This is a genomic window from Pseudomonas deceptionensis (genome assembly GCF_900106095.1).
Taxonomy (GTDB): domain Bacteria; phylum Pseudomonadota; class Gammaproteobacteria; order Pseudomonadales; family Pseudomonadaceae; genus Aquipseudomonas; species Aquipseudomonas deceptionensis.
The window spans coordinates 2,563,523-2,589,275 of sequence record NZ_FNUD01000002.1 but is presented as its reverse complement, the minus strand read 5'-3'; the positions used below and the strand labels follow the sequence as shown (position 1 = coordinate 2,589,275).

Below are 25,753 nucleotides of genomic sequence, written 5' to 3'. Positions count from 1 at the left end.
GTCCGTCACTCAACCCCGAGGCTGATAGAGGTTCTCATCAGCCGACCAAAAACCTTAAAAACAACAGATTGAACCCCTTGCCCGAATCAGCGCCTAAGCTCTGATCAGACCTTAAGGAGAAAGAGCCGATGAGCCGTATCGAAACCGACAGCCTGGGTGAAGTAAGCGTGGCCGACGAAGCTTACTGGGGTGCTCAGACTCAACGATCCCTGATCAACTTCGCCATCGGCAAGGAAAAAATGCCGTTGGCCGTGCTGCATGCTCTGGTGCTGATCAAAAAAGCCGCTGCCCGGGTCAATAACCGCAATGGCGACCTGCCCGCCGACATCGCACGCCTGATCGAACAGGCCGCCGATGAAGTGCTGGACGGCGAACACGATGATCAATTCCCGCTGGTGGTCTGGCAGACCGGTAGCGGCACGCAAAGCAACATGAACGCCAACGAAGTCATCGCCGGGCGCGCCAACGAACTGGCAGGCAAAGGCCGCGGCGGTAAATCCCCCGTGCACCCCAATGACCACGTCAATCGCTCGCAAAGCTCCAATGACTGCTTCCCTACCGCCATGCATATTGCCGCCGCCAAAGCAGTGCACGAGCACTTGCTGCCGGCAATCAATGAGTTGTCCGGGGGGCTGGCCGAGTTGTCGGCGCAGCACATGAAACTGGTTAAAACCGGCCGCACCCACATGATGGACGCAACCCCCATCACGTTCGGGCAGGAGCTTTCGGCCTATATCGCGCAACTGGATTACGCCGAGCAGGCGATACGTTCCGCCATCCCCGCCGTGTGCGAGCTGGCCCAGGGCGGCACCGCCGTAGGCACCGGGCTCAACGCCCCCCATGGTTTTGCCGAAGCGATTGCCGCTGAAATTGCAGCGCTGTCGGGCTTGCCATTTGTCACGGCGCCGAACAAGTTTGCCGCGCTGGCCGGTCACGAGCCGCTGACCACCCTCTCGGGCGCGCTCAAAACCCTCGCCGTGACCTTGATGAAACTGGCCAACGACTTCCGTTTGCTGGGCTCGGGCCCGCGTGCCGGGCTGGCCGAGATCAAACTGCCGGCCAATGAACCGGGCAGCTCGATCATGCCGGGCAAGGTCAACCCGACCCAATGCGAAGCCCTGTCGATGCTGGCCTGCCAGGTCATGGGCAATGACGTGGCGATCGGCTTTGCCGCCAGCCAGGGTCATTTGCAGCTCAACGTCTATAAACCGGTGATCATTCACAACCTGCTGCAATCCATCCAGTTACTGGGAGACGGTTGCAGCAACTTCCAGAAGCATTGCGTGACCGGTCTTGAAGTCGACGCCGAAAAGATGGCCGAACATCTGGAACGCGGCCTGATGCTGGTGACGGCGCTCAACCCGCATATCGGTTATGACAAATCTGCCGAAATCGCAAAAAAAGCCTATGCCGAAGGTTTGACCTTGCGCGAGGCCGCATTGGCGCTGGGGTATGTCACCGACGCTGAATTCGATCAGTGGGTGCGTCCGGAAAACATGCTGGGCCCTGGCAAACACTAGGCCATAGGTCTTCTCGTAGCTGGCGAAGGAACGAGGCTGCGGCTACAGGACAACGGCAACTGTGGGAGCGAGCAGGCTCGCTCCCACACTAGGGCTTGACCTACAACAGAGTATCTACAGGTTTTTCTTATTTTTTACGCTTTTTGTCGCTCTTCTTGAAGGCCGCTTCAAGGGCATCGTTGATGGTACGCAGCACCTTGACCCGCGCCCAGCGCTTGTCGTTGGCTTCAACCAGGGTCCAGGGTGAAATCTCGGTACTGGTACGATCGACCATGTCGCAAACCGCATTGCGATACAGGTCCCATTTTTCGCGATTGCGCCAATCTTCTTCGGTGATTTTGAAGCGCTTGAACGGGATCTCTTCACGTTCCTGAAAACGTTCAAGCTGGGTGTCCTTGTCAATGGCCAGCCAGAACTTGACGACAATCACTCCCGCCGCACTGAGCTGCTCTTCAAAGTCGTTGATCTCGCCGTAGGCACGCATCCAGTCGGCCTGGGTGCAAAACTCTTCTACGCGCTCCACCAGTACGCGCCCATACCAGGAGCGATCGAAAATCGTGAATTTGCCCCGCGCCGGTATATGTCGCCAAAACCGCCAGAGATAAGGCTGGGCACGTTCATCCTCGGAGGGCGCCGCAATCGGCACGATGTTGTATTGGCGCGGGTCGAGCGCAGCCGCAACCCGACGGATCGAACCGCCTTTACCCGCCGCATCGTTGCCTTCAAACACGGTGATCAGCGCATGTCGGCGCATGCGCTTGTCACGCATCAACCCTGACAAGCGGGCCTGCTCGGTAATCAGCTGCTCTTGATAGTCATCCTTTTCAAGGTGCAGGGTCATGTCCAGGCAATCGAGCAGGCTCAGGCCGTCATGGTTTTCAGGCAAGGGAGGCACGTTGGAGCGAGGTTTGGTTTTTGGCGCGTTCAGCGCCACCTGCAGCCCTTCAAGCAGGATTTTGCCCACCGTCAGGCTGCGGTAGTGCGGGTCGACCCCCTCAACGATGTGCCACGGCGCATAGTCACGGCTGGTGCGACGAATCGCCCGTTCACCAAAGCGTACAAACCGGTCATAGGTTTCTGACTGCTGCCAGTCCAGCGGGCTTATGCGCCAGCTGTGCAACGGATCATCCTTTAATGCCTTGAGGCGATCCTTCATTTGTTTCTTGGACAAGTGGAACCAGAACTTGAAGATCACCGCACCGTCGTCACAGAGCATTTTCTCCAGCCGCTCGGCGCCGTTGATTGCCTGATCCAGCACCGCGTCCTTGAACACGCCATGAACCCGGCCCTGAAGCATTTGGCTGTACCAATTACCAAAGAACACGCCCATCCGGCCCTTGGCCGGTAACTGGCGCCAATAGCGCCAGGCGGGCGGGTGCGCCAGCTCTTCATCGGTTTGTTGATCAAAGGTACGCACTTCGATCAATCGCGGGTCCATCCACTCGTTAAGCAGCTTGACCGTCTCGCCCTTGCCGGCGCCTTCAATGCCATTGATCAACACGATGACGGCAGAACGTTTCTGATGCTGTAGGTCGTATTGAGCTTCAAGCAAAGCTTCGCGTAAGGCGGGAACTTCCCTGTCGTAGGTTTCTTTATCGATGGCATGACCGATTTCGGCGGATTCGAACATGGAAAGCTCCCTGGCAAGATTTCACAAGCCTAGCGGATTGCGTCTAAACGTGTAGGAACAACACTCACAAAACTGTCATGGATCAATCTGGCCGCTACTGATCAGCTAGAATGGCCGCCTTGCCGTTGCCGAGCCGCACATGACTACTGAAATGCCCAATGCCCAGATTGACTGGGATGACCAAGGTCGCCCCCATTCGCGGGTGTTTGATGACGTGTACTTTTCGGACAAGTCAGGTCTTGAAGAGACGCGCTATGTCTTTATCGAACAGAACGCACTCAAGGAGCGCTTTGCCGCCCTGCCCGCCAATGGCCAACTGGTTATTGGTGAAACCGGTTTCGGCACCGGACTGAATTTTTTGTGCGCCTGGCAGCTGTTTGAACAGACCGCGCTGCCCGACGCCCGCCTGCACTTCATCAGCGTTGAAAAATACCCGCTGACCCGCGAAGACCTGCAGCGCGCCCTCGCCCTGTGGCCCGAACTGGCCACCTTCAGCGAACAGCTGCTGGCGGCCTACTTTGCGATTCACCCGGGGTTTCAGACCCTGAGCCTGGCCAATGGCCGGGTCACCCTCACGTTATTGATCGGTGACGCGCTGGAGCAACTGCCGCAACTGGACGCGCAAATCGATGCCTGGTTTCTCGACGGTTTTGCCCCCGCGAAAAACCCCGACATGTGGACCCCGCAATTGTTCGCGCAACTGGCCCGCCTGGCGGCACCCGAGTCCACCATCAGCACCTTCACCAGTACCGGCTGGGTGCGCCGGTCACTGAATGAAGCAGGCTTCAAGATGCGCCGCACACCAGGCATCGGCCATAAATGGGAGATTCTGCGCGGTAGCTTTTTGGGCTTGCCGGAGCAGGCCCCGGGCACTGGGCCAGACAAACCCTGGTACGCCCGCCCGCCTCAGGTCCCCGGTGAACGCAAGGCTCTGGTGATCGGTGGCGGCCTGGCGGGCTGCGCCAGCGCCAACAGCCTGGCCAAACGGGGCTGGCAGGTTGTGTTGCTGGAGCGCCATGAAAAACTGGCCAAGGAAGCGTCGGGCAACCCCCAGGGTGTGCTGTATATGAAGCTCTCCGCCCACGGCACAACCCTGTCGCAGATGATTGTCAGCGGCTTCGGCTACACCCGTCGCCTGCTGGAACACCTGCAACGCGGGCGCGACTGGGATGATTGCGGCGTCCTGCAATTGGGTTTCAATGCCAAGGAAGCCGAACGCCAGGCACAATTGGCCGCGGCGTTCCCGCCCGCGCTGGTGCATCTGCTCGATCAGCCCCAGGCACAGGCGCTGGCCGGTATCGAATTGGCCCATGGCGGGCTTTTCTACCCCGAAGGCGGCTGGGTTCACCCCCCTGCGTTATGCCACTACCAGGCCTTGCACCCAAACGTGCAGGTATTGACTCACCATGACGTGTTGCAACTGCACAGGGTCGATGACCAATGGCAGGCCTGTCAGGACGAGCAGGTGCTGGCCAGCGCCCCGGTAGTGATCCTTGCAGGTGCCGCAGAGGTCAAACGGTTCCCGGCCAGCAGCGGTTTACCTCTCAAGCGCATTCGGGGGCAAATTACCCAGCTGGTTGAAACCGAAAACAGCGCCGTGCTTAAAACTGTGGTCTGTGCCGAGGGTTATGTAGCCCCGGGCCGACTGGGTGAGCATACGCTGGGTGCCAGCTTCGACTTCCATAACGAAGACCTGACCACTACCCCAGAGGGGCATCAGGGCAACCTCGACTTGCTGCAGGAAATATCCCCGGACCTGGCCCAACGCCTCGGTGACGAACAACTGGACCCGCATACCCTGAAGGGCTGGGCGGCCTTCCGCTGCACCAGCCCGGACTATTTACCTATTGTTGGCCCATTGACCGACCCGGAGCAGTTTGCAAGCGCCTATGCCGTGTTGCGCAAAGATGCCCGCCAAGTGCCAGACACGCCATGCCCCTGGCTCCCAGGCGTGTATGTCAACAGCGGCCACGGCTCACGCGGGCTGATTACCGCACCACTGTCCGGCGAGCTGTTGGCAGCCTGGATCACCAACGAGCCCCTGCCCGTTCCACGTGTTGTAGCCGAGGCCTGCCTGCCAAGTCGATTCGGGCTGCGTGCGCTGATCAAAGGGTTGTAGCCTTGGTGCTGGCCGGTTAACGGCAGATTTCTGCCCCCTTGCGTTAACCGGTAGCCCCACTGATGGATGGCATTGCTCAACAGCTATCGTTGAGGGTGCCCTGTCGCATATCCAGATGCGCATAAAGCCCTGGACAACCTCTCTTTAAATGCCCTGGCAAGTGACCAAACGAGCCTACCAACCCAACGCCTCACAAGCACCCGGCACCCATAAATAACTACTGGCTGCCCCCTGCCTTGCGCCCCGTGCAAGCGTCTGCTTGATCGACCTCTTGTAAGTTTTATTGAACGATCCGGGTCTCAGTTACTCGATAAAACACGGTCATTTATCGCGCCGCGGGTGTTATTAGCCCCGCTTCGCATGGGCTGGCGATGCAGCCAGGCGCTGCATCGCCCTTTAAAACCGGGCCCAAGCGCTACCGGGCGCCCCGCAAAGGCGCCGCCTCAACCTGTAGCACCACATGCCGAAATACCAAGGACTTACACACCATGTGCGGATTAGCTGGCGAGTTACGTTTTGATCAACAACCTGCCGACCTGGCAGCCATCGAACGCATCACCCACCACCTCGCTCCACGTGGCCCCGATGCCTGGGGTTTCCACAGTCAGGGGCCGATAGCCCTGGGCCATCGCCGACTGAAAATCATGGATCTGTCAGACGGCTCGGCCCAGCCGATGATCGACAATCAGCTTGGCCTGTCACTGGCATTCAATGGCGCGATCTATAACTTCCCCGAACTAAGGGCCGAACTTGAAAACCTCGGTTACGCCTTTTACTCGGATGGCGACACCGAAGTGCTGCTCAAGGGCTATCACGCCTGGGGTGAAGCGCTGTTGCCCAAGCTCAATGGCATGTTTGCCTTTGCCATCTGGGAGCGCGATGCGCAGCGCCTGTTTATCGCCCGCGACCGTCTGGGGGTAAAACCGCTGTACCTGTCGCGTACCGGGGAGCGCTTGCGCTTTGCGTCCACCCTGCCGGCGCTGCTCAAGGGAGGCGACATCAACCCGATGCTCGACCCGGTCGCGCTCAACCACTACCTGAATTTCCACGCTGTGGTGCCCGCACCCCGCACCTTGATTGCCGGGATTGAAAAACTGCCCCCGGCCACCTGGCTGCGCATTGATGCCAGCGGTCACACCGAGCAGAAAACCTGGTGGACCCTGCCCTACGGCCCCCACGCCGACGAACTCGACTTGACCCTCGAAGACTGGCGCGACCGCGTACTCGACAGTACCCGCCAAGCTGTGGCTATTCGCCAACGCGCGGCCGTGGATGTCGGTGTGCTGCTCTCGGGCGGGGTCGACTCTAGCTTGCTGGTGGGTTTGCTGCGGGACGTTGGCGTACAGGATCTGTCGACCTTCTCCATCGGCTTTGAGGACGCAGGCGGCGAACGCGGTAACGAATTCGAGTATTCGGACCTGATCGCCAAACATTACGGCACCCGCCATCACCAACTGCGCATTGGCGAACACGAGATCATCGAGCAATTGCCTGCGGCCTTCCGGGCCATGAGCGAGCCGATGGTCAGCCATGACTGCATCGCGTTTTACCTCCTGTCACGGGAAGTGGCCAAGCACTGCAAGGTAGTGCAAAGCGGCCAGGGCGCCGACGAACTGTTTGCCGGCTATCACTGGTATCCGCCAGTCGACGCCGCCAACGACCCGTATGCCGCTTACCGCGAAGCGTTTTTCGATCGCAGTTATGACGAATACAAGGCCACGGTGCAGCCGCAGTGGCTGACGGCCAATGACGCGGCCGGGGACTTTGTACGCGAGCATTTCGCCCGACCGGGGGCCGACGCCGGGGTCGACAAAGCCTTGCGCCTGGACAGCACGGTGATGCTGGTGGACGACCCGGTCAAACGGGTCGACAACATGACCATGGCCTGGGGCCTTGAAGCCCGCACGCCGTTTCTTGATTACCGCCTCGCCGAATTGTCAGCGCGGATTCCTGCGCGCTTCAAACTGCCGGACGGCGGCAAGCAAGTACTCAAGGAAGCGGCACGCCTGGTGATCCCGAGCGAAGTGATCGACCGTAAAAAAGGCTACTTCCCGGTACCCGGGCTCAAGCACCTGGAAGGCAACACCCTCAATTGGGTGCGCGATTTGCTGCTGGACCCGAGCCAGGATCGCGGGCTGTTTCAGCCGGCGATGCTCGATCAACTGCTGACCCACCCGCAAAGCCAGTTGACGCCTTTAAATGGCTCGAAACTGTGGCAACTGGCAGCACTGAATTTGTGGCTGAGCGAACAAGGAATCTAATCGATGAAACCCCTCGCTACAGCTTATAGCCAGCGCTTGCTGCGTGGCCAGACACCGTCTTATGAACGCCTGCAGGCGCGCTTTGCCGAAGACGGCAGCCCGCTAGATGCACTGCCCGTGGCCGTGCATTGCGGATGGGGGCGATTGCTGATTGGGCATACCTTCCCCAACCCCGCCAGTCTGGCGAATGAGTTGCTCAATGAACAACCCGGCGAGCGCGACATTGCGCTGTACGTCGCCGCACCCCAGCAGGTCTTGGCCCAGTCGCCGCAACAGCTGTTTCTCGATCCATCGGACACTTTGCGCCTGTGGTTTACCGACTACCGCCCTGCCACCCGTGTGTTTCGCGGCTTCCGTATACGCCGCGCGCAAAGTGAAGCGGACTGGAGCGCGATCAACACCTTGTATCAGGCGCGCTCAATGCTGCCCATCGACCCGGCGCTGCTCACGGCGCGGCACCAGGGCGGCCCGGTCTACTGGATGGCGGAGGATGAGGACAGCGGCGCGGTGATTGGCAGTGTCATGGGCTTGAATCACCACACCGCCTTTCATGACCCAGAGAATGGCAGCAGCCTCTGGTGTCTGGCGGTAGACCCGCAGTGCTCACGACCCGGTGTCGGTGAAGTGCTGGTACGGCACCTGATCGAGCACTTTATGAGTCGCGGCTTGAGCTACCTTGACCTGTCCGTGCTGCATGACAACGCCCAGGCGAAAAGCCTCTACGCCAAGCTGGGCTTTCGCACCCTCTCGACCTTTGCCATCAAGCGTAAAAACGGCATCAACCAACCGCTGTTTCTGGGCCCCGGGCCTGAAGCGGGGCTCAACCCCTACGCCCGCATTCTGGTGGAGGAAGCTTACAAACGCGGGATCGATGTGCAAATTGACGACGCGGCCGCCGGGCTGTTCACCCTCAGTCAGGGCGGGCGGCGGATTCGTTGCCGCGAATCATTGAGCGACCTGACCAGCGCCATCAGCATGAGCCTGTGTCAGGACAAGCGCCTGACCCACAGCATCCTGAGCAATGCCGGGCTGAACATGCCTGCCCAGCAGCTGGCGGGCACCGCCGATGACAATCTGGCGTTTCTTGAGTGCCATTCCCGGGTGGTGGTCAAGCCGGTGGATGGCGAGCAAGGCAATGGCGTGGCGGTGGACCTGGACAGCATCGAACAGGTGCAACAGGCCATCGAGGCAGCCCGGGCATTCGACAGCCGGGTGCTGCTGGAAAGCTTTCACGAGGGGCTCGACCTGCGGATTGTGGTGATTGGCTTCGACGTGGTTGCCGCCGCCATACGCCGCCCCGCGCAGGTAATGGGGGACGGCCTGCACAGCGTCCACCAACTGATTGAAGCCCAAAGCCGTCGCCGCCAGGCGGCGACCGAAGGTGAAAGCCGGATTCCGCTGGATGCCGAAACCCTGCGCAGCGTGCGAGCTGCAGGCTATGAATACGAGAGCATTGTGCCAGCCGGTCAGTTAGTGGCCGTGCGCCGCACCGCCAATCTGCACACCGGTGGTTGCCTTGAAGACGTGACCGACATCTTGCACCCGGTCCTGGCTGCCGCCGCCGTTCGCGCCGCGCGAGCGCTGGATATCCCGGTGGTCGGGCTGGACCTGATGGTCCCTGCCGCCGACCAGCCCGAGTATGTGTTTATCGAAGCCAACGAACGGGCCGGCCTGGCCAATCATGAACCGCAGCCCACTGCCGAACGCTTTATCGATTTGCTCTTCCCCCACAGTCAGCCCGCGCCTTAAACGGCGGCGCTGAACGTCATCACTGTGCATGCCGCGTTTACACGACGCGGCCGGCCTTGCCTCAGGAGTTTTCATGAATCGCACCCTCCCTGAACCCGACCTTGAGTACCTGCAACGGGTCCTGCTGGAAATGCTCGCCATTCCCAGCCCTACGGGCTTTACCGACACCATCGTGCGCTACGTTGCCGAACGTCTCGATGAACTGGGTATCCCCTTCGAGCTGACGCGCCGCGGCACCTTGCGCGCCACCCTCAAAGGCCAGCAAAGCAGCCCGGACCGCGCCGTCGCGGCACACCTGGACACCATTGGTGCCAGCGTACGGGCGATCAAAGACAACGGCCGGCTGGTATTGGCACCTGTGGGCTGCTGGTCCAGTCGTTTCGCCGAAGGCAGCCGTGTCAGCCTGTTTACCGACAATGGCGTGATTCGCGGCAGTGTGCTGCCGCTTATGGCCTCGGGGCATGCGTTCAACACCGGCGTGGATGAACTGCCGATCAGTTGGGACCATATCGAATTAAGGCTGGATGCGTACTGCACCACTCGTGCCGACTGCGATTCGCTGGGGGTCAATATCGGCGATTTTGTGGCGTTTGACCCACTGCCGGAGTTCACCGAAAGCGGTCATATCAGCGCCCGTCACCTGGATGACAAAGCCGGGGTTGCCGCGTTGCTGGCCGCGCTCAAGGCAATCGTCGACAGTGGCGTGCAGCCGCTGATTGACTGTCACCCGCTGTTTACCATCACCGAGGAAACCGGGAGCGGCGCGGCAGCTGCATTGCCGTGGGATGTCAGTGAGTTTGTGGGGATCGATATTGCCCCGGTGGCGCCAGGCCAGCATTCCAGCGAACATGCGGTCAGTGTGGCAATGCAGGACTCGGGGGGCCCTTATGACTATCACTTGTCGCGCCATTTACTGCATTTGGCCAGCGAGCATGAACTGCCGGTGCGCCGAGACATGTTCCGTTACTACTTCAGCGATGCCCATTCTGCGGTCGCTGCCGGGCATGACATTCGTTGCGCCCTGCTGGCGTTTGGTTGCGATGCGACCCATGGCTATGAGCGTACCCATATCGACAGCCTGGCGGCGTTGAGTCGCTTGCTCGGTGCCTACATCCTCAGCCCGCCCGTCTTTGCCAGCGATGCACAGCCGGCGCAAGGTTCGCTGGACCGCTTCAGCCATCAAATTGAACACGATGCGCAGATGGAGAGCGACACGCGAGTGCCGTCGGTGGAGAGTTTGATGGGGGATAACCGGAACTGAGGCAAGGGCAAAAGCCCCTCACCCTAGCCCTCTCCCACGGGGAGAGGGGACTGAACGCACGCGGATTCAAAAAACACCACAAATCAGCCCCCTCTCCCTCCGGGAGAGGGTTGAGGTGAGGGCAGCGTCAGACCTGAGACTGCGCCCCTTCAAACCACTTCAGCTTCTCACGCAGCAATACCACTTCGCCCACAATCACCAGGGTCGGTGCATGAACTTCATGTTCCGCCACCAGCGTCGGCAAGTCTTTCAAGGTGCCGGTGAAGACACGCTGATTGGACGTCGTACCTTGCTGAATCAAAGCCGCCGGGGTATCTGCCGAACGACCGTGCTTGATCAGTTGTTCGCAGATGATCGGCAAACCGATCAGGCCCATGTAGAACACCAGCGTCTGTGCCGGCGCGACCAGGTCGCTCCAGGGCAGATTGCTGGTACCGTCCTTCAGATGCCCGGTCACAAAACGCACGGACTGCGCGTAATCGCGATGAGTCAGCGGAATGCCGGCATAGGCTGCGCAACCACTGGCAGCGGTAATCCCCGGGACCACCTGGAAGGGAATCCCGTGAGCGGCCAGCTCTTCGATTTCTTCACCGCCACGACCAAAGATAAACGGATCGCCACCCTTGAGTCGCACCACACGCTTGCCTTGCTTGGCCAGGTCCACCAGTTGCTGGTTGATCTGGTCTTGCGGCACGGCATGCTCGGCACGACGCTTGCCGACATACACACGCTCGGCATCGCGACGGCACAGCTCAAGAATCGCCGGCGCCACCAGGCGGTCGTAAAGCACCACATCGGCTTGCTGCATCAAGCGCAGGGCACGGAACGTCAGCAAGTCAGGATCACCCGGCCCGGCACCTACCAGGTAAACCTCACCGGTGGTTTGGGCCGCTTCGCCATTGATCTTTGCCAGCAGCAAGCGCTCGGCTTCGGCGCCCTGCCCGGCCAGTTGGCGGTCGGCAATCGGACCCTGGAAAACGTCTTCCCAAAAACCGCGCCGCTGCTGTACGTCTGGAAACAAGCCTTTGACCTGGGCTCGAAAGCGCGCCGCAAGGCCCGCAAGCTGACCGTAGGTCGAAGGAATCCAGGTTTCGATCTTGGCGCGAATCAAACGCGCCAGTACCGGCGCATCACCGCCACTGGAAATGGCGATCACCAGCGGCGAGCGGTCGACAATCGCGGGGAAGATCACGCTGCACAAGGCAGGTGCATCCACCACGTTGACCGGTACGCAGCGACGACGGGCGTCGGCGGAGACCTGAGCGTTTAACGGCTCATCGTCGGTGGCAGCAATGATCAGGACACAGCCTTCGAGGTCAGACTCGACATAACCGCGCAATACCTGCTCACCGCCACTGCTGTTTATCAATTCGCACAACTGGGGCTCTATGGCGGGTGCGACAACCCGCAGCACCGCACCGGCATCGGCCAGCAGCCGGGATTTGCGCAAGGCAATTTCCCCACCGCCGACCACCAGTACACGACTGCCACGCAGGTTATGAAACAGCGGCAGAAACTCCATTTAGCCGATGACCTCAACGCCGCCCATGTAAGGCTTGAGCACTTCAGGCACACGAATCGAGCCGTCAGCCTGCTGGTAGTTTTCCAATACGGCGACCAGCGTACGACCTACCGCCAGACCGGAACCGTTGAGGGTATGAACCAGTTCAGGCTTGCCGGTTTCCGGGTTGCGGAAACGCGCTTGCATGCGACGGGCCTGGAAATCACCGCAGTTGGAGCACGACGAAATTTCGCGGTACTTGTCCTGGCTCGGGATCCACACTTCCAGATCGTAGGTTTTAACCGCGCTGAAACCCATGTCGCCGGTGCACAGCGCCAGGGTGCGGTATGGCAGCTCCAGCAGTTGCAGGACCTTTTCAGCGTTGCCGACCAGACCTTCCAGCGCGTCCATCGAAGTCGACGGTTCAACGATCTGCACCATTTCAACCTTGTCGAACTGATGTTGGCGAATCATGCCGCGTGTATCGCGACCCGATGCACCTGCCTCACTGCGGAAGCACGGCGTGTGCGCCACAAGCTTGATCGGCAGGGCCTTGTGTTCAACGATTTCGCCCGCGACGATGTTGGTCAGCGTCACTTCGGCGGTAGGGATCAGGTAAAAATCAGCTTCGCCTTCGCGGCTGATCTTGAACAGCTCTTCTTCGAACTTCGGCAGTTGGCCAGTACCTTGCAGCGCAGGCGCCTGGACCAGATAAGGCGTGTAAGCCTCTTCGTAGCCGTGTTCGCCGGTATGCAGGTTGATCATGAACTGCGCCAGTGCGCGATGCAGGCGGGCGATTGGCCCGCGCAGCAAGGCAAAGCGGGCACCGGACAGCTTGGCGGCGGTTTCAAAATCCAGCCAGCCGTATTGCTCGCCCAGTGCAACGTGGTCCTTGATGTCGAAATCAAAGGACTTGGGGGTGCCCCAGCGACGGATCTCGACGTTGTCATCTTCATCAGCACCGACCGGCACCGAAGCGTCCGGCAGATTCGGCAAGCCCAACAGGATCGAGTCCAGTTCAGTCTGGATCGCGTCCAGCTCAACCTTTCCATTGGCCAGATCGCTGCCCATGGTTTCAACACTGGCCATCAGCGGCGCGATGTCTTCACCGCGAGCCTTGGCCTGACCAATGCTTTTGGAGATGGCGTTGCGCTCGGCCTGCAGCTTCTCTGTCAGGGTCTGGACTTCTTTACGCTTGGCTTCCAGCGCGTCGATGCGCGCCACGTCCAGCTTGTAGCCACGGGATGCCAGGCGATCCGCTACGTCCTGCAGGTTAGTACGTAACAGTTTGGAATCGAGCATGTCGGTTTCTCGTTTATCAAAGTTTGGTCAGGGACAGGCCAGCCCAGGTTGCGAGCAGCCCGCCGAATACGCTGAGGGCTGCATAGCCCAGTGCCAGTGGCACTTGCCCGGTTTCAAGCAGGCGCACCGTATCCAGTGAAAAGGATGAAAAAGTGGTCAAACCACCCAGGAAACCGACCATCAGCCCGGCTCGGACTTCAATCGGTACTTCCGGGCGCATCAGAAAAAGTCCGTACAAAAGGCCAATCAGCAGGCAGCCCACGATATTAACGGCCAATGTCGCGGTATAAAAGTGCCGCGGCCAATTGGCGTTGATCCAGTTTCCCGTGGCAAAGCGCAACAAGGTGCCTGCAATGCCTCCCACCGAGACGGCCACGACCAATGGAATCACGGTTTTCTCCGTTGCAGGGGGCTGGCGCGATCAAGTGCCGCGAGGTGTTTAAGCTTCTCGCCGATCTTCAGTTCCAGCCCCCGCGGGACCGGCTGATACAAGGGCAACGGCTCCAGCTCATCCGGGAAGTAGTCTTCGCCAGCGGCATAGGCATCGGGCTCGTCATGGGCATAGCGGTATTCATCACCGTAGCCCAGTTGCTTCATCAGTTTGGTTGGCGCATTGCGCAGATGCAGCGGCACTTCAAGCGAGCCGTACTCGGCGGCGCTGCGCAACGCAGCCTTGAAACCCATGTACACCGCGTTGCTTTTTGGCGCGCAAGCCAGATACGTGATGGCCTGGGCCACGGCCAGCTCGCCTTCCGGGCTGCCGAGACGCTCCTGTACGTCCCAGGCGGCCAGGCACAGGCTCAAGGCCCGCGGGTCGGCGTTGCCAATGTCTTCACTGGCCATGCGCACCACGCGCCGGGCGATGTACAGCGGGTCGCAGCCGCCGTCGATCATGCGCGCAAACCAGTACAAGGCGCCGTCCGGGTTGGAGCCGCGTACCGATTTGTGCAACGCCGATATCTGATCGTAAAAAGCTTCGCCGCCCTTGTCGAAACGCCGCTGGGTATCGCCCAGCAGGTTATGCAGCAGGTCGGTGCCGATTTCACTGTGGTCTTCGGCCAGGTCCGAGGCGTTTTCCAGCAGGTTGAGCAAACGCCGGCCATCACCGTCGGCCGCCCGCAGCAAAATCTGGAAGCCCTCGTCGCTCAGGCTCAGGTCTCGCTTGCCCAGGCCCTTGTCTTCCGTCAGCGCACGCTGCACCAGCTTGCGCAGGGCTGCTTCGTCAAGGCTTTTGAGCACATACACCCGCGCCCGCGACAGCAGTGCGTTGTTCAGCTCAAAGGAAGGGTTTTCGGTGGTCGCCCCGATAAAAATCAGGGTGCCATCTTCGACATAAGGCAAGAACGCATCTTGCTGCGACTTGTTGAAGCGATGCACTTCGTCGACAAACAGGATGGTGCGCCGGCCATACTGGCCCGCCTGCTGCTTGGCGATTTCGACCGCCTGACGGATCTCCTTGACCCCGGCCAGCACCGCCGAAACGGTTTCAAAATGCGCATCCGACACTTCTGCCAGCAGCCGCGCCAGGGTGGTTTTACCCACACCCGGCGGGCCCCAGAAGATCATCGAATGCAGCGCACCCTGCTCCAGCGCTTCGCGCAAGGGCTTGCCGCGGGCAAGCAGGTGTTCCTGACCGACGTACTCGTCCAGATTGGCTGCTCGCAAACGGGCAGCCAAGGGTTGGGCTATCGGGGCACTTCGAAACAGATCCATGGGCAGCTTTTGAAACCTCTTCCAGGGCTTATTCCTGGATGACATCAGCCCCTTTCGGGATATCGAACTTGAACTTGGATGCAGGAACTGGCTCGTTGACCTTGACCCCGGTGAACAGGATGTTGGTGCGCTGACCCACGCTGTCGATCAACTGCATGTCGTTGATCTTGCCACCGCGAAACGACAGGCGCAGGGAGTCGAACAACGTGTCCTTGGTCTTGGGCTTGAGGGTGAAGTCCATCACATCACCGGCTTGCTTGGAGGTGATATCGAAACTTTCGCTGATCTTGGACACATCACCCGACAGCAACAAGGCAGGGGTCTGGGTCAGGCGTTGGTCCAGCTTCTTGATCGTGACCTGTTCCAGATCCGGGTCCCAAAGTGAGACTTTCTGGCCGTCAGAAACCATCAACTGCTCGTTTGGAGCATCGGTGTGCCAGTAGAACAACCCTGGGCGCTTGACCGACATTTCACCGGCGGTTTCCTGCAACTGCGTGCCGCTGCCATCCAGCGTCAACTGGGAGAAGCGTGCAGTGATGGTATCGGACCCGAGCAATTGACCAAGACGTTTCACACTGTCAGCGTCGGCATGAGCCGAAAGCGAAGAAAAAGCCAATACCGGTAGCAAAAGCATGCTGGCAAAACGCATGGAAATCCTCATTGATTAGTTGGAACCTGCCGGCTGAAAACCGGGCAGGTCAATCGCGCATCGGGGCTGGCGCCAGTACTTCACGCGAGCCGTTAGTGTTCATCGAGGTGACAACCCCGGCCATTTCCATGGATTCGATCATGCGGGCCGCGCGGTTGTAACCGATCTTCAATTTGCGCTGTACAGCAGAGATCGAGGCGCGACGGCTTTCAAGTACAAACTGTACCGCTTCGTCGTAGAGCGCATCGGTTTCAGCGTCATCGCCGCCATCACTGCCGCCGTCAAAACCGCTGCCAGGTTCTTCAACACCCGCAAGGATGTCTTCGTTGTAGTCCGGACTGCCGCGCAATTTCCAGGCCTCCACCACCCGGTGCACTTCATCGTCCGATACGAACGCGCCGTGCACACGAATCGGCAGGCTGGTGCCGGGCGGCATGTAGAGCATGTCACCATGGCCCAGCAGTTGTTCGGCGCCGCCCTGGTCGATGATGGTGCGCGAATCGATCTTGCTCGATACCTGGAACGCCATACGGGTCGGGATGTTGGCCTTGATAAGGCCGGTAATCACGTCCACCGAAGGACGCTGGGTGGCGAGGATCAAGTGAATGCCGGCGGCCCGTGCTTTCTGGGCAATACGTGCGATCAGCTCTTCAACCTTTTTACCGACGATCATCATCATGTCGGCAAATTCGTCGACCACCACCACGATGGTCGGCAACTTCACGAGCAGCGGCGCTTCGTCGTGCATGCTTTCGCGCTTGTACAACGGGTCGACCAGCGGCTCGCCAGCATCCTGGGCGTCCTTGACCTTCTGGTTGAAACCCGCCAGGTTGCGCACGCCCATCTTGGCCATCAGTTTGTAGCGGCGCTCCATCTCGGCAACGCTCCAGCGCAGAGCGTTGGCAGCATCCTTCATGTCCGTAACCACCGGGCACAACAGATGCGGAATGCCTTCATAGATCGACAGTTCAAGCATCTTCGGGTCGATCATGATCAATTTGGCGTCTTCGGGGCCAGACTTGAACAGGATCGACAGGATCATTGCGTTCACACCCACCGACTTGCCGGAGCCGGTTGTACCGGCCACCAGCAAGTGCGGCATTTTCGCCAGATCGGTGATCACCGGACGGCCACCAATGTCATGACCCAAGGCCAGAGTTACCGGGGACTTGGCGTTGTCGTATTCGGGGGTCGACAGCACTTCGGAGAAGCGCACGATCTGCCGGTCTTCGTTCGGAATCTCGATACCGACCGTGGTTTTGCCCGGAATCACCTCCACCACCCGCACACTGGTGACCGCCAGCGAGCGTGCCAGGTCTTTGGCCAGGTTTGAAATACGGCTGACCTTGACCCCGGCGGCAGGCTGGATTTCGTAACGGGTAATCACCGGCCCCGGGTGAATCGAGTCCACCGTGACCTCTACACCGAACTCCTTGAGTTTGATTTCAAGCAAATGGCCAACGGCCGCCAGGGATTCGGGGGAGTAATTGAGCTGTTTTTTCTCGGCTGGATCAAGAATCGAGATCGGCGGCAGCGTGCCTTCAACGGCGCTGTCCACGAACAACGGGGCCTGTTTCTCCTTCTGCACGCGCTTGCTCGGTTCCGGCGCCTTGGCCGGGGCCGGTGCAATGACGGCAGGAACGTGTTTTTCACGCTCGGACATGTGCTTGGTCAACGCCTGTTCGCGCTCGATCAGCCGCTCTTTGGCCTTGGCTTGCTCGCGCTTGTCGGAAACGCTTGGCGCAACCACTTCGCTGACCCGGCTATCGACTTCCCGCAGTTGAGCCACAAGCTGCTTGCGCTCATTGCGCTCGGCCCACCAGCGGTTGGCCGCGCCCTGGATCAGCTCAAACAGGTCAAGGGTGATTTTGCCGGTCACGTCCATGACCTTGAACCATGACAGGTCAGTGAACACCGTCAGGCCAAACAGGAACAATGCAATCAGCAACAGGGTACTGCCCTGGATATTCAGCGCATTTTTGGCCAGATCACCCAGGCTCTCGCCCAGCGCACCACCGGCGCCTGCCGGCAGGCCTGCGGCGGAATGGAAGTGAATATGGGCCAGGGCTGCACCCGAGAGCACCAGAAACACCAGCCCCACCAGACGCCACGAGAACAGCCAGCCGCTCCACTGCCAGGGTTGATGGCGCTCGCGGAAGATCTGATAGGCCTTGATCGCCAGCAGCAACGGAAATATATAGGCAAAGTAACCGAGCACCATGAACAGGATGTCGGCACTGTAGGAGCCCGCAGGGCCGCCAAAGTTCTGTACATCCACGACACGGCTGTTATGGCTCCAGCCGGGGTCGTCCTTGCCATAGGTCAACAGGGCCATGATCAAGAACAGGCATAGGGCGCCGATAGCGATCAATGCACCTTCCTTGAGTCGGTAGTGCAACTGCTGACGCCAGAGAGGAACTGCTTTGGGTGCTGCTGTGGATTTCTTCAAAACGGGTCTTTTCCTGCGCCTGTGGCGCGCCCAACTATTAATTGACTAATTTGACTGCAAAATACTGCTCACATCGAGCAGGCGACAAGTTCAGACTTAAAATGAAACCAGCCTTGTATTATTGCCAGCAGTGACCTGCGGCAACGTTGGTGCAGTTTAGATCAGCTCAAACAGGCAGGCCATTGTACGGGTTTAAGCCGTTGATGCCACGCTGGCTCAAGGTACGGCCCGATTCGTCTTGCGACTGGCTGAGACGCGCCAATTTGAGCATGTATTACCTTTTGTGACAAAGACTTATACCACCGGCAAAACGCAGTTTACATTTCACCGGCAGATCGACTGAGACCGCACTTGCGCGACAGAGTTGCAGCCCCCCTTCCCTTCTTCTGTAAGACTCATCGCCATGCTGACCTGGTTAAAACGCGACACCCTGACATTCCCGCCGCTGGCAAAAGCCATGCGCGAACCTAACGGGCTCCTTGCCGCCGGTGGAGACCTGTCGGCTGACCGGCTGATCCAGGCCTATCGCCACGGCTGCTTTCCGTGGTTTTCCGAAGGCCAGCCGATCCTGTGGTGGTCGCCCGACCCGCGCACCGTGTTGTTCCCTGATGAACTGCACGTCTCCCGCAGTCTGGGCAAACTTCTGCGTCAGCAACGTTATCAGGTCAGCTTTGACCGTGACTTTGCAGGCGTCATTGAGGCCTGTGCAGCCCCCCGCAAAGATGCGGACGGCACATGGATTACAGACGACATGCAAAAGGCCTACATCGAGCTTCATGCTCGCGGCCATGCCCACTCGGTGGAGGTATGGGATGACGGAGAGTTGGTCGGCGGGCTGTATGGGCTGGCGATGGGCCAGCTGTTTTTTGGCGAATCCATGTTCAGCCGCGCCGACAACGCTTCAAAGTTCGGTTTTGCAACACTGGTCAGGCAGCTGCAGGCCTGGGGTTTTGTACTGATTGACTGTCAAATGCCGACGGATCACCTGCAAAGCCTGGGAGCACGTTCGATCCCACGCCTGCAATTCGCCGATTACTTACGTAACCACCTGGATCAACCTGCAACCGCACAGTGGGTTTAGTAGGCGACTTTTGTACGCTGGCTTACACTTAATTCAAAGATTTCCCGAGGGCCCATCATGACCGAGCTGGCGCGTTTGAAGTTTTATGCCACTCAACCTCACGCTTGCAGCTACTTGCCTGACGAACAGGCCACGACGCTGTTCCTCGACCCCAGTCAGCCGATGGATGTGCAGGTATATGCCGATTTATCCGAAATGGGTTTTCGGCGCAGTGGCGATCATCTCTATCGTCCGCATTGCCTGAAGTGCGATGCCTGCACCCCTGCGCGCATCCCTGTTGCCCGGTTCAAACCCAACCGCCAGCAGAAGCGCATTTTCAAGCGCAACGCCGACTTGCAGGTTCTCGCTGCAAAACCCGGCTTCAGCGAAGAGCACTTTGACCTTTATCGGCGCTATATCGAACAGCGTCATGCCGACGGCGACATGTATCCGCCCAGCCGCGATCAGTTTTCGACCTTCCTGGTGCGCGATCTGGCGTTTTCCAGATTCTACGAGTTCCGCCTCGACGGCCGTCTACTTGCAGTGGCCGTCACCGACGTGCTGCCCAACGGGCTGTCCGCCGTGTACACCTTTTACGACCCTGACGAAGAGCGCCGCAGCCTGGGGCGTTACGGGATTCTCTGGCAGATAGCCGAAGCCCGACGCCTGGAGCTCGATGCGCTGTACCTGGGATACTGGATCAAGAACTGCAAAAAGATGAATTACAAGACCGAATACAGGCCCATTGAGCTGCTGATTAATCAGAGATGGAGCTCTCTTGATTGAACCCTTGGCTTAAACCCCATTTTTCGGGCACAATGCACGCCGCTTTTGCCTGGCGCAGTTGCACCGGGCCATTCATTGGACACCGAGGGCTTTACTGCATGTCGAAAGAAGACAGCTTCGAAATGGAAGGCACTGTCGTCGACACCCTGCCCAACACCATGTTTCGTGTGGAGTTGGAAAATGGGCACGTCGTAACCGCGCATATTTCCGGCAAGATGCGCAAGAACTACATTCGTATTCTTACCGGCGACAAAGTGCGCGTCGAGCTGACGCCCTATGACTTGAGCAAAGGGCGCATCACTTACCGCGCTCGCTAATCAAGTCAATACAAAACGCCCGGTTCTGCCGGGCGTTTTTGTTTGTCCGCGATTTGTGTACCGGCGGAAGCGAGCCTGCTCGCGAAGCAGGCGAGGCGATCTTTCGGAAAAACCGCTGTACCGCCTTCGCGAGCAGGCTCGCTCCCACAAGGATGGCTTAATATATAAATCTTGAGCCGCTGTCACTATGTTGTCTTATTAGTTATAGATCCAACTTAAACTTTCAAACCCTTCAAACTTCCTGAACCGTTGCTGTACCGGACACACTTGCCGAGTTTAAACATTGACTTGCTACCGTCGCCTGAGTAGATTGCACAGGTCGGTCATTCAGGCCGCCTATAAACTTCACAAAAGAAGCCAATGGACACAGTATCTAGTCGCTGTCCGGTCACCGTTAATACGGAACACCGGGCGCCAAACCCAAATATTGACGGGACTCGCCTGCACGGCGGGGTTAACTGCGCTAGAGCCTGACGCTCCAACGTAACGACCTCTCCGGCATCAGTCCGGTCACGAGGTGTGTTATGACCTTTAAAACCCTTGTTCTACCCGGCGTTCGCGCCTTTACCTCCAGCATGCGCGTGAAACTGTCCCGCGAGCCCACCTGCGCCCGCTCGGCCAAATCACCCTTCAGTACCCCCGTTCCCAGCGTAAAACCTGCGCACCGCCAGGTACATTGGCGCGTCAGCCCTGCCACAGGCCAACTGGAGCAGCGCTGGAGCACGGCCGACTCTCAGGACCCGCAGAGTCGCATCGGGCGCTGATAATCAATTAATCAAATACTGTTAATTCACTGGAGTTCCTTATGGAAGAAGCCAGTCGTTACCCGCTGCGCGCTTATTAAAAATATCGCGACAGCGGGACTTTAAAGTGCACTGAACACTTCAATTAAACCGATTGCGAAGTTTGCGACTCGGCATACATTGGCTCGCCTTTTAAACAGGTAAGCCAACGTATGTTTGGTCAAGAGTTGGCGACAGGAGTACTCATTATGAGCGCCGTAAAAAACACTAAAACTCGAGACAAAAACAGCACAAGCGACAACAGCAAACTGTCCATGCGTGCCGCCCGTGAAGCACAAAACGGTATCTCGGCCACCCTGGCCAATGTCCGCGCCACAACCGCCGGCCTGACCGAACAGGACGCCGCCGAACGCCTGCAGAGCGAAGGCTATAACGAAGTGGCTCACGACAAGCCGCCTCACGCCTTCATGCAGTATCTGCTGGCCCTGCACAATCCGTTCATCTACGTACTGCTGACCCTTGCGGTTATCAGCTTTGTCACCGACTACTGGCTGCCAGAGCGCGATGGCGAAGAGGGTGACCTGACCAAAGTCATCATCATCGGCCTGATGGTCGGGCTCAGCAGCTTGCTGCGATTCTGGCAGGAGCACCGCTCGGCCAAATCCGCTGAAGCCCTCAAGGCCATGGTCCGGACCACCGCCACCGTTGTGCGGCGGGACAAGAGCGGCGGCAAAGCCTCAGTGCGTGAAGTGCCAATGCGTGAACTGGTGGCCGGCGATATCGTGCAGTTATCGGCGGGCGACATGATTCCAGCGGATATCCGCCTGATCGAATCCCGGGATTTGTTTATCAGCCAGGCCGTGCTCACCGGCGAAGCCTTGCCTGTGGAGAAATACGACACCCTGGGCGACGTGACACAAAAGTCGGCCTCCAGCATCGCGGCGGATCAAAGCAACCTGCTGGACCTGCCCAACATATGCTTCATGGGCACCAACGTGGTCAGCGGGACTGCCCGCGCCGTAGTGGTTGCTACCGGCCCGCGCACTTACTTTGGCTCACTGGCCAAGGCAATTGTCGGTTCTCGCTCGCAAACCGCGTTCGACCGGGGGGTCAACAGCGTGAGCTGGCTGCTGATCCGCTTCATGCTGGTCATGGTACCGATCGTATTTTTCCTCAACGGTTTCTCCAAGGGCGATTGGGGCGATGCCTTCCTGTTTGCCTTGGCAGTGGCGGTCGGCCTGACCCCGGAAATGCTGCCAATGATTGTCAGCGCCAACCTGGCCAAGGGCGCCACCGCCATGGCCAAGCGCAAAGTGGTGGTCAAACGCCTCAATGCGATCCAGAACCTGGGCTCGATGGACGTGCTGTGCACGGACAAGACCGGCACCCTGACCCAGGACCACATCATCCTTGAGCATCACGTAGACGCCAGCGGCAAGCGCGATGAGTCGGTACTGGCCCTGGCCTGGCTCAACAGCCACTACCAGAGCGGCATTCGCAACCTGATGGATCAGGCGGTGGTGCAGTTTGCCCAACAGGATCCCAAGTTCAACTCCCCGCTCAATTACAGCAAGGTGGATGAGCTGCCCTTCGATTTCGTGCGCCGACGCCTGTCGATCATCGTCAAGGACAACCGCGGCGATCACCTGATGGTGTGCAAGGGCGCTGTGGAAGAAATGCTCAGCATCGCCACCCATGTGATGGAGGGCGAGACCTGCATCACACTGGACCCTGCGCGCCGCGAGCAATTGCTGGCTCTGGCCACCGAGTACAACGAGGATGGCTTCCGGGTTTTGCTGATCGCAACCCGCGAGATCCCCAAGGACCAATCGCACAAGCAATACAACACCGCCGACGAACGAGACCTGGTCATCCGCGGTTTTCTGACCTTCCTTGATCCGCCAAAAGAAACCGCTGGCCCGGCAATTGCTGCCCTGCGGGACATCGGCGTAGCGGTCAAAGTGCTGACCGGCGACAACGCCGTGGTCACCAGCAAAATCTGCCGTCAGGTGGGTCTGGAGCCCGGTACGCCCCTGCTGGGCCCGCAGATCGAGACGATGGACGACGCTGCGCTCCAACTGGAGGTCGAACAGCGCACAGTGTTCGCCAAGCTCACCCCGCTGCAGAAATCCCGGGTGCTGAAAGCCCTGCAAGCCAATGGCCACACCGTGGGCTTCCTCGGCGATGGCATCAATGATGCGCCCGCCCTGCGCGACGCGGACGTGGGTATCTCGGTGGACAGCGGCACGGATATCGCCAAGGAATCGGCCGATATCATCCTCCTGGAAAAGAGCCTGATGGTGCTGGAAGAAGGCGTGCTCAAAGGCCGCGAGACCTTCGGCAATATCATGAAGTACCTGAACATGACCGCCAGCTCCAATTTCGGCAACGTGTTCTCGGTGCTGGTGGCCAGCGCCTTTATCCCCTTTTTGCCAATGCTGTCGATTCACCTGCTGCTGCAAAACCTGATGTACGACATCTCCCAGCTGGCCTTGCCCTGGGACAAGATGGACAAGGAATACCTGCAAAAACCACGCAAGTGGGACGCCAAGAACATCGGGCGCTTCATGATCTGGATCGGGCCAACGTCGTCGATCTTCGACATCACAACGTTCGCCCTGATGTGGTACGTGTTCTCGGCCAACAGCGTGGAAATGCAGACCCTGTTCCAGTCCGGCTGGTTTATCGAAGGGTTGCTGTCGCAAACCCTGGTGGTCCACATGCTGCGTACCCGCAAGATCCCGTTTTTCCAGAGCACTGCCGCATGGCCGGTGACCATGATGACCATCATTGTGATTGTGCTGGGGATCTACGTGCCGTTCTCGCCGCTGGGCACCATGGTCGGCCTGGAGCCGCTGCCGCTGTCGTACTTCCCTTGGCTGGTAGCCACCCTCTTCAGCTACTGCTGCGTCGCACAACTGATGAAAACGATCTACATCCGCCGTTTCAAGCAGTGGTACTGATCTAAAACTGTGGGGGCCGGCTTGCCGGCCTCCACAGAACAATGAATGTTTGTTTTGTGGAGATTCCTTATGTCGGGAACCACTCTGTTGCTCAACCTCGCGGGCGCCATCGCACTTTTGCTGTGGGGCACCCATATGATTTCAACGGCCCTGCTACGCGGGTTCGGCACTCAACTACGCAACTGGATGGGGCGCAACCTCAACAACCGCTGGATGGCGCTGATTTCCGGAATCGGTATCACCGGTGTACTGCAAAGCAGTACGGCGGTCAGCCTGATGGCAACCTCGTTTACCGCTGCCGGCACCCTGGGCCTGGCACCAGCCCTGGCGGTGATGCTGGGGGCGAACATCGGTTCGACCCTCGTGGTGCAACTGCTGAGCTTCGACACCTCACTGGCGATGCCGATCGTGCTGCTGGTGGGCTTTATCGTCTTCCGCCTGCGCGACGATTCGCGCCATGAAAGCGTCGGCTGCGCACTGATTGGCCTCGGTCTGATGCTGCTGGCCCTGGGCTTACTCAGCGCCAGCCTGGGTCATATGGAAGCAACCTCGGTGTTTCGCGCCGTGATGCAAAGTCTGGAAGGTGACGTGATCATTGCAGTGGTCGCCGCCGTGCTGCTGACCTGGATCTGCCACTCCAGCGTCGCGGTCGTGCTGCTTATCGCCTCTTTGGCAGGCGCTGGCATGATGACCCCGGCCACCGCCATCGCCCTGATGCTCGGCGCCAATATCGGCGGTGCCCTGCCGTCGGTGATGAGTGCCAGCTCGCCCGTAGCGCGACGCCTGCCAGTGGGCAACCTGTTGATCCGCCTGCTCGGCACGCTGGCATTGCTGCCATGCCTGCCGCTGATGGCCACCTACATGGCCCGCACCGATATCGGTCTCGCGCAGTGGGTCGTGTACCTGCACACCGCGTTCAATCTGCTGCTGGCGGTGGTGTTTATCGGGTTGACCGAGCCTTGCGCTCGCCTGCTGACGCGTCTGTTTCCACAGCAGGAACCGCCAGCAGACCCGGGCATGCCGCAATATTTAGACGAGGCCGGGCTGGAAGTGGCCAACATCGGGCTGTCCAATAGCGTGCGGGAAGCCTTGCGCCTGGCGGACATGACATCCCTGATGCTTAACCAGGTCTTGCAGCTGTTCGAGAAGCCCGTTCAGCAGACGATGGACAAGGTGCGCCAACTGGATCACTCCGTGGACCTGCTAAGTGCGGCGATCCGCGCCTATCTTGCCGACATTGGCCAGGATGGCCTGAGTGATGCCGATGCCGACCGCGCGCAGGAAATCCTGATGTTTGTGATCAATCTGGAGCATGCCGGTGACATCCTCAACAACCTGGCGCAGCTGGCTATTCGCAGGACTCGCCGGGGTGAACGCTTTTCCTCGTTTGAGCTGATTCATATCCAGGCCATGCACCTGGCCCTGCTGGACAGCCTGAACCTGGCCATTACTGCGTTTTTACGCGAAGACGTAGCCGCGGCTGACACCCTGATCAGCCACAAGGAAACCATGCGCAAACTGGAAGCAAGAGCCAGCCGCGAGCACTTTCGCAAGCTGCAAAACGACAAGACCGCCTGGGCCGAATCCGGGGATATCTTTCAGCGGGTACTGCGCGACTACCGTCGTGTTCATCACCATATTGCCGCCCTGGGCTACCCGGTGCTGGAGCGCAACGCCGAGCATGCACCAGCCCCAGGCCTGATCTGACTCCTGACAGCAAAAAGGCGCCC

The 25,753-nt window shown here is 59.3% G+C and carries 18 protein-coding genes; 11 read left to right on the top strand and 7 right to left on the bottom strand.

Features of this window, described 5'->3' with window-relative positions; translation table 11 throughout:
* Nucleotides 1-128 precede the first annotated feature (128 nt).
* Nucleotides 129-1,520: a class II fumarate hydratase gene (locus BLW11_RS11860; protein ID WP_048358546.1), complete on the top strand. Its 1,392-nt coding sequence runs from the start codon at nt 129-131 to the stop codon at nt 1,518-1,520.
* A 127-nt stretch (nt 1,521-1,647) separates the two neighbouring features.
* Here BLW11_RS11860 and pap read toward each other — a convergent pair whose 3' ends face one another.
* Nucleotides 1,648-3,150, bottom strand: coding sequence for a polyphosphate:AMP phosphotransferase (pap, locus tag BLW11_RS11855; protein WP_048358547.1), 1,503 nt, complete (start codon nt 3,148-3,150; stop codon nt 1,648-1,650).
* A gap of 139 nt (nt 3,151-3,289) precedes the next feature.
* Between pap and mnmC the strand changes: the two genes are divergently transcribed.
* The 4 genes from mnmC (at nt 3,290) to BLW11_RS11835 (ending at nt 10,540) form a co-directional block, all read left to right on the top strand.
* Nucleotides 3,290-5,269 carry a bifunctional tRNA (5-methylaminomethyl-2-thiouridine)(34)-methyltransferase MnmC2/FAD-dependent 5-carboxymethylaminomethyl-2-thiouridine(34) oxidoreductase MnmC1 gene (gene mnmC, locus BLW11_RS11850; protein ID WP_048358548.1) on the top strand — a complete coding sequence of 660 codons (1,980 nt, stop codon included), beginning with the start codon at nt 3,290-3,292 and terminating at the stop codon, nt 5,267-5,269.
* A 488-nt stretch (nt 5,270-5,757) separates the two neighbouring features.
* On the top strand, nt 5,758-7,530 hold the full coding sequence (locus BLW11_RS11845) for an N-acetylglutaminylglutamine amidotransferase (RefSeq protein WP_048358549.1): 1,773 nt from the start codon (nt 5,758-5,760) through the stop codon (nt 7,528-7,530).
* Nucleotides 7,531-7,533: 3 nt separating this feature from the next.
* Nucleotides 7,534-9,279: an N-acetylglutaminylglutamine synthetase gene (gene ngg, locus BLW11_RS11840; RefSeq protein ID WP_048358550.1), complete on the top strand. Its 1,746-nt coding sequence runs from the start codon at nt 7,534-7,536 to the stop codon at nt 9,277-9,279.
* Between the two features lie 73 nt (nt 9,280-9,352).
* On the top strand, nt 9,353-10,540 hold the full coding sequence (locus BLW11_RS11835; RefSeq protein ID WP_048358551.1) for an osmoprotectant NAGGN system M42 family peptidase: 1,188 nt from the start codon (nt 9,353-9,355) through the stop codon (nt 10,538-10,540).
* Between the two features lie 127 nt (nt 10,541-10,667).
* Here BLW11_RS11835 and cysG read toward each other — a convergent pair whose 3' ends face one another.
* Genes cysG through ftsK form a run of 6 tightly spaced genes read right to left on the bottom strand, consistent with a single transcriptional unit; the run spans nt 10,668 to nt 18,196 of the window.
* Nucleotides 10,668-12,062: a siroheme synthase CysG gene (gene cysG / locus BLW11_RS11830; protein WP_048358552.1), complete on the bottom strand. Its 1,395-nt coding sequence runs from the start codon at nt 12,060-12,062 to the stop codon at nt 10,668-10,670.
* On the bottom strand, nt 12,063-13,343 hold the full coding sequence (serS, locus tag BLW11_RS11825; protein ID WP_048358553.1) for a serine--tRNA ligase: 1,281 nt from the start codon (nt 13,341-13,343) through the stop codon (nt 12,063-12,065).
* A 16-nt stretch (nt 13,344-13,359) separates the two neighbouring features.
* The gene (gene crcB, locus BLW11_RS11820; protein WP_048358554.1) at nt 13,360-13,734 is read right to left on the bottom strand and encodes a fluoride efflux transporter CrcB; all 375 of its coding nucleotides are present in this window, start codon (nt 13,732-13,734) and stop codon (nt 13,360-13,362) included.
* The gene (locus tag BLW11_RS11815; RefSeq protein WP_048358555.1) at nt 13,731-15,056 is read right to left on the bottom strand and encodes a replication-associated recombination protein A; all 1,326 of its coding nucleotides are present in this window, start codon (nt 15,054-15,056) and stop codon (nt 13,731-13,733) included. The genes crcB and BLW11_RS11815 overlap by 4 nt, the downstream gene beginning before the upstream one ends.
* A gap of 28 nt (nt 15,057-15,084) precedes the next feature.
* On the bottom strand, nt 15,085-15,705 hold the full coding sequence (gene lolA / locus BLW11_RS11810) for an outer membrane lipoprotein periplasmic chaperone LolA (RefSeq protein ID WP_048358556.1): 621 nt from the start codon (nt 15,703-15,705) through the stop codon (nt 15,085-15,087).
* A gap of 49 nt (nt 15,706-15,754) precedes the next feature.
* Nucleotides 15,755-18,196 (bottom strand): DNA translocase FtsK, encoded by a 2,442-nt coding sequence (gene ftsK / locus BLW11_RS11805; protein ID WP_420912202.1) that lies wholly within the window; start codon nt 18,194-18,196, stop codon nt 15,755-15,757.
* 361 nt (nt 18,197-18,557) lie between these two features.
* Here ftsK and aat point away from each other — a divergent pair, with 361 nt between their 5' ends.
* From aat to BLW11_RS11775, 6 genes are all read left to right on the top strand, one after another.
* Nucleotides 18,558-19,235, top strand: a complete 678-nt coding sequence (gene aat, locus BLW11_RS11800; RefSeq protein ID WP_048358558.1) for a leucyl/phenylalanyl-tRNA--protein transferase — start codon at nt 18,558-18,560, stop codon at nt 19,233-19,235.
* 57 nt (nt 19,236-19,292) lie between these two features.
* The gene (locus BLW11_RS11795; RefSeq protein WP_048358559.1) at nt 19,293-20,000 is read left to right on the top strand and encodes an arginyltransferase; all 708 of its coding nucleotides are present in this window, start codon (nt 19,293-19,295) and stop codon (nt 19,998-20,000) included.
* A gap of 98 nt (nt 20,001-20,098) precedes the next feature.
* Entirely contained in the window at nt 20,099-20,317 is a 219-nt protein-coding gene (gene infA / locus BLW11_RS11790) for a translation initiation factor IF-1 (protein WP_002553999.1), read from the top strand.
* 524 nt (nt 20,318-20,841) lie between these two features.
* Complete coding sequence (locus BLW11_RS11785; protein WP_048358560.1) at nt 20,842-21,081, top strand: hypothetical protein; 240 nt, start codon at nt 20,842-20,844, stop codon at nt 21,079-21,081.
* A gap of 227 nt (nt 21,082-21,308) precedes the next feature.
* Nucleotides 21,309-24,023 carry a magnesium-translocating P-type ATPase gene (gene mgtA, locus BLW11_RS11780; RefSeq protein ID WP_048358561.1) on the top strand — a complete coding sequence of 905 codons (2,715 nt, stop codon included), beginning with the start codon at nt 21,309-21,311 and terminating at the stop codon, nt 24,021-24,023.
* Between the two features lie 69 nt (nt 24,024-24,092).
* Nucleotides 24,093-25,730 carry a Na/Pi cotransporter family protein gene (locus BLW11_RS11775; protein ID WP_048358562.1) on the top strand — a complete coding sequence of 546 codons (1,638 nt, stop codon included), beginning with the start codon at nt 24,093-24,095 and terminating at the stop codon, nt 25,728-25,730.
* Nucleotides 25,731-25,753: the final 23 nt, after the last annotated feature.

What these genes read in the sequence shown, in the direction of transcription:
- serS (WP_048358553.1), bottom strand. Translation starts at nt 13,343, where the DNA reads ATGCTCGATTCCAAACTGTTACGTACTAACCTGCAGGACGTAGCGGAT.
- BLW11_RS11815 (WP_048358555.1), bottom strand. Translation starts at nt 15,056, where the DNA reads ATGGATCTGTTTCGAAGTGCCCCGATAGCCCAACCCTTGGCTGCCCGT.
- ngg (WP_048358550.1), top strand. Translation starts at nt 7,534, where the DNA reads ATGAAACCCCTCGCTACAGCTTATAGCCAGCGCTTGCTGCGTGGCCAG.
- BLW11_RS11835 (WP_048358551.1), top strand. Translation starts at nt 9,353, where the DNA reads ATGAATCGCACCCTCCCTGAACCCGACCTTGAGTACCTGCAACGGGTC.
- pap (WP_048358547.1), bottom strand. Translation starts at nt 3,150, where the DNA reads ATGTTCGAATCCGCCGAAATCGGTCATGCCATCGATAAAGAAACCTAC.
- lolA (WP_048358556.1), bottom strand. Translation starts at nt 15,705, where the DNA reads ATGCGTTTTGCCAGCATGCTTTTGCTACCGGTATTGGCTTTTTCTTCG.
- infA (WP_002553999.1), top strand. Translation starts at nt 20,099, where the DNA reads ATGTCGAAAGAAGACAGCTTCGAAATGGAAGGCACTGTCGTCGACACC.
- BLW11_RS11795 (WP_048358559.1), top strand. Translation starts at nt 19,293, where the DNA reads ATGACCGAGCTGGCGCGTTTGAAGTTTTATGCCACTCAACCTCACGCT.
- BLW11_RS11775 (WP_048358562.1), top strand. Translation starts at nt 24,093, where the DNA reads ATGTCGGGAACCACTCTGTTGCTCAACCTCGCGGGCGCCATCGCACTT.
- BLW11_RS11860 (WP_048358546.1), top strand. Translation starts at nt 129, where the DNA reads ATGAGCCGTATCGAAACCGACAGCCTGGGTGAAGTAAGCGTGGCCGAC.
- BLW11_RS11785 (WP_048358560.1), top strand. Translation starts at nt 20,842, where the DNA reads ATGACCTTTAAAACCCTTGTTCTACCCGGCGTTCGCGCCTTTACCTCC.
- mnmC (WP_048358548.1), top strand. Translation starts at nt 3,290, where the DNA reads ATGACTACTGAAATGCCCAATGCCCAGATTGACTGGGATGACCAAGGT.
- cysG (WP_048358552.1), bottom strand. Translation starts at nt 12,062, where the DNA reads ATGGAGTTTCTGCCGCTGTTTCATAACCTGCGTGGCAGTCGTGTACTG.
- mgtA (WP_048358561.1), top strand. Translation starts at nt 21,309, where the DNA reads ATGAGCGCCGTAAAAAACACTAAAACTCGAGACAAAAACAGCACAAGC.
- aat (WP_048358558.1), top strand. Translation starts at nt 18,558, where the DNA reads ATGCTGACCTGGTTAAAACGCGACACCCTGACATTCCCGCCGCTGGCA.
- BLW11_RS11845 (WP_048358549.1), top strand. Translation starts at nt 5,758, where the DNA reads ATGTGCGGATTAGCTGGCGAGTTACGTTTTGATCAACAACCTGCCGAC.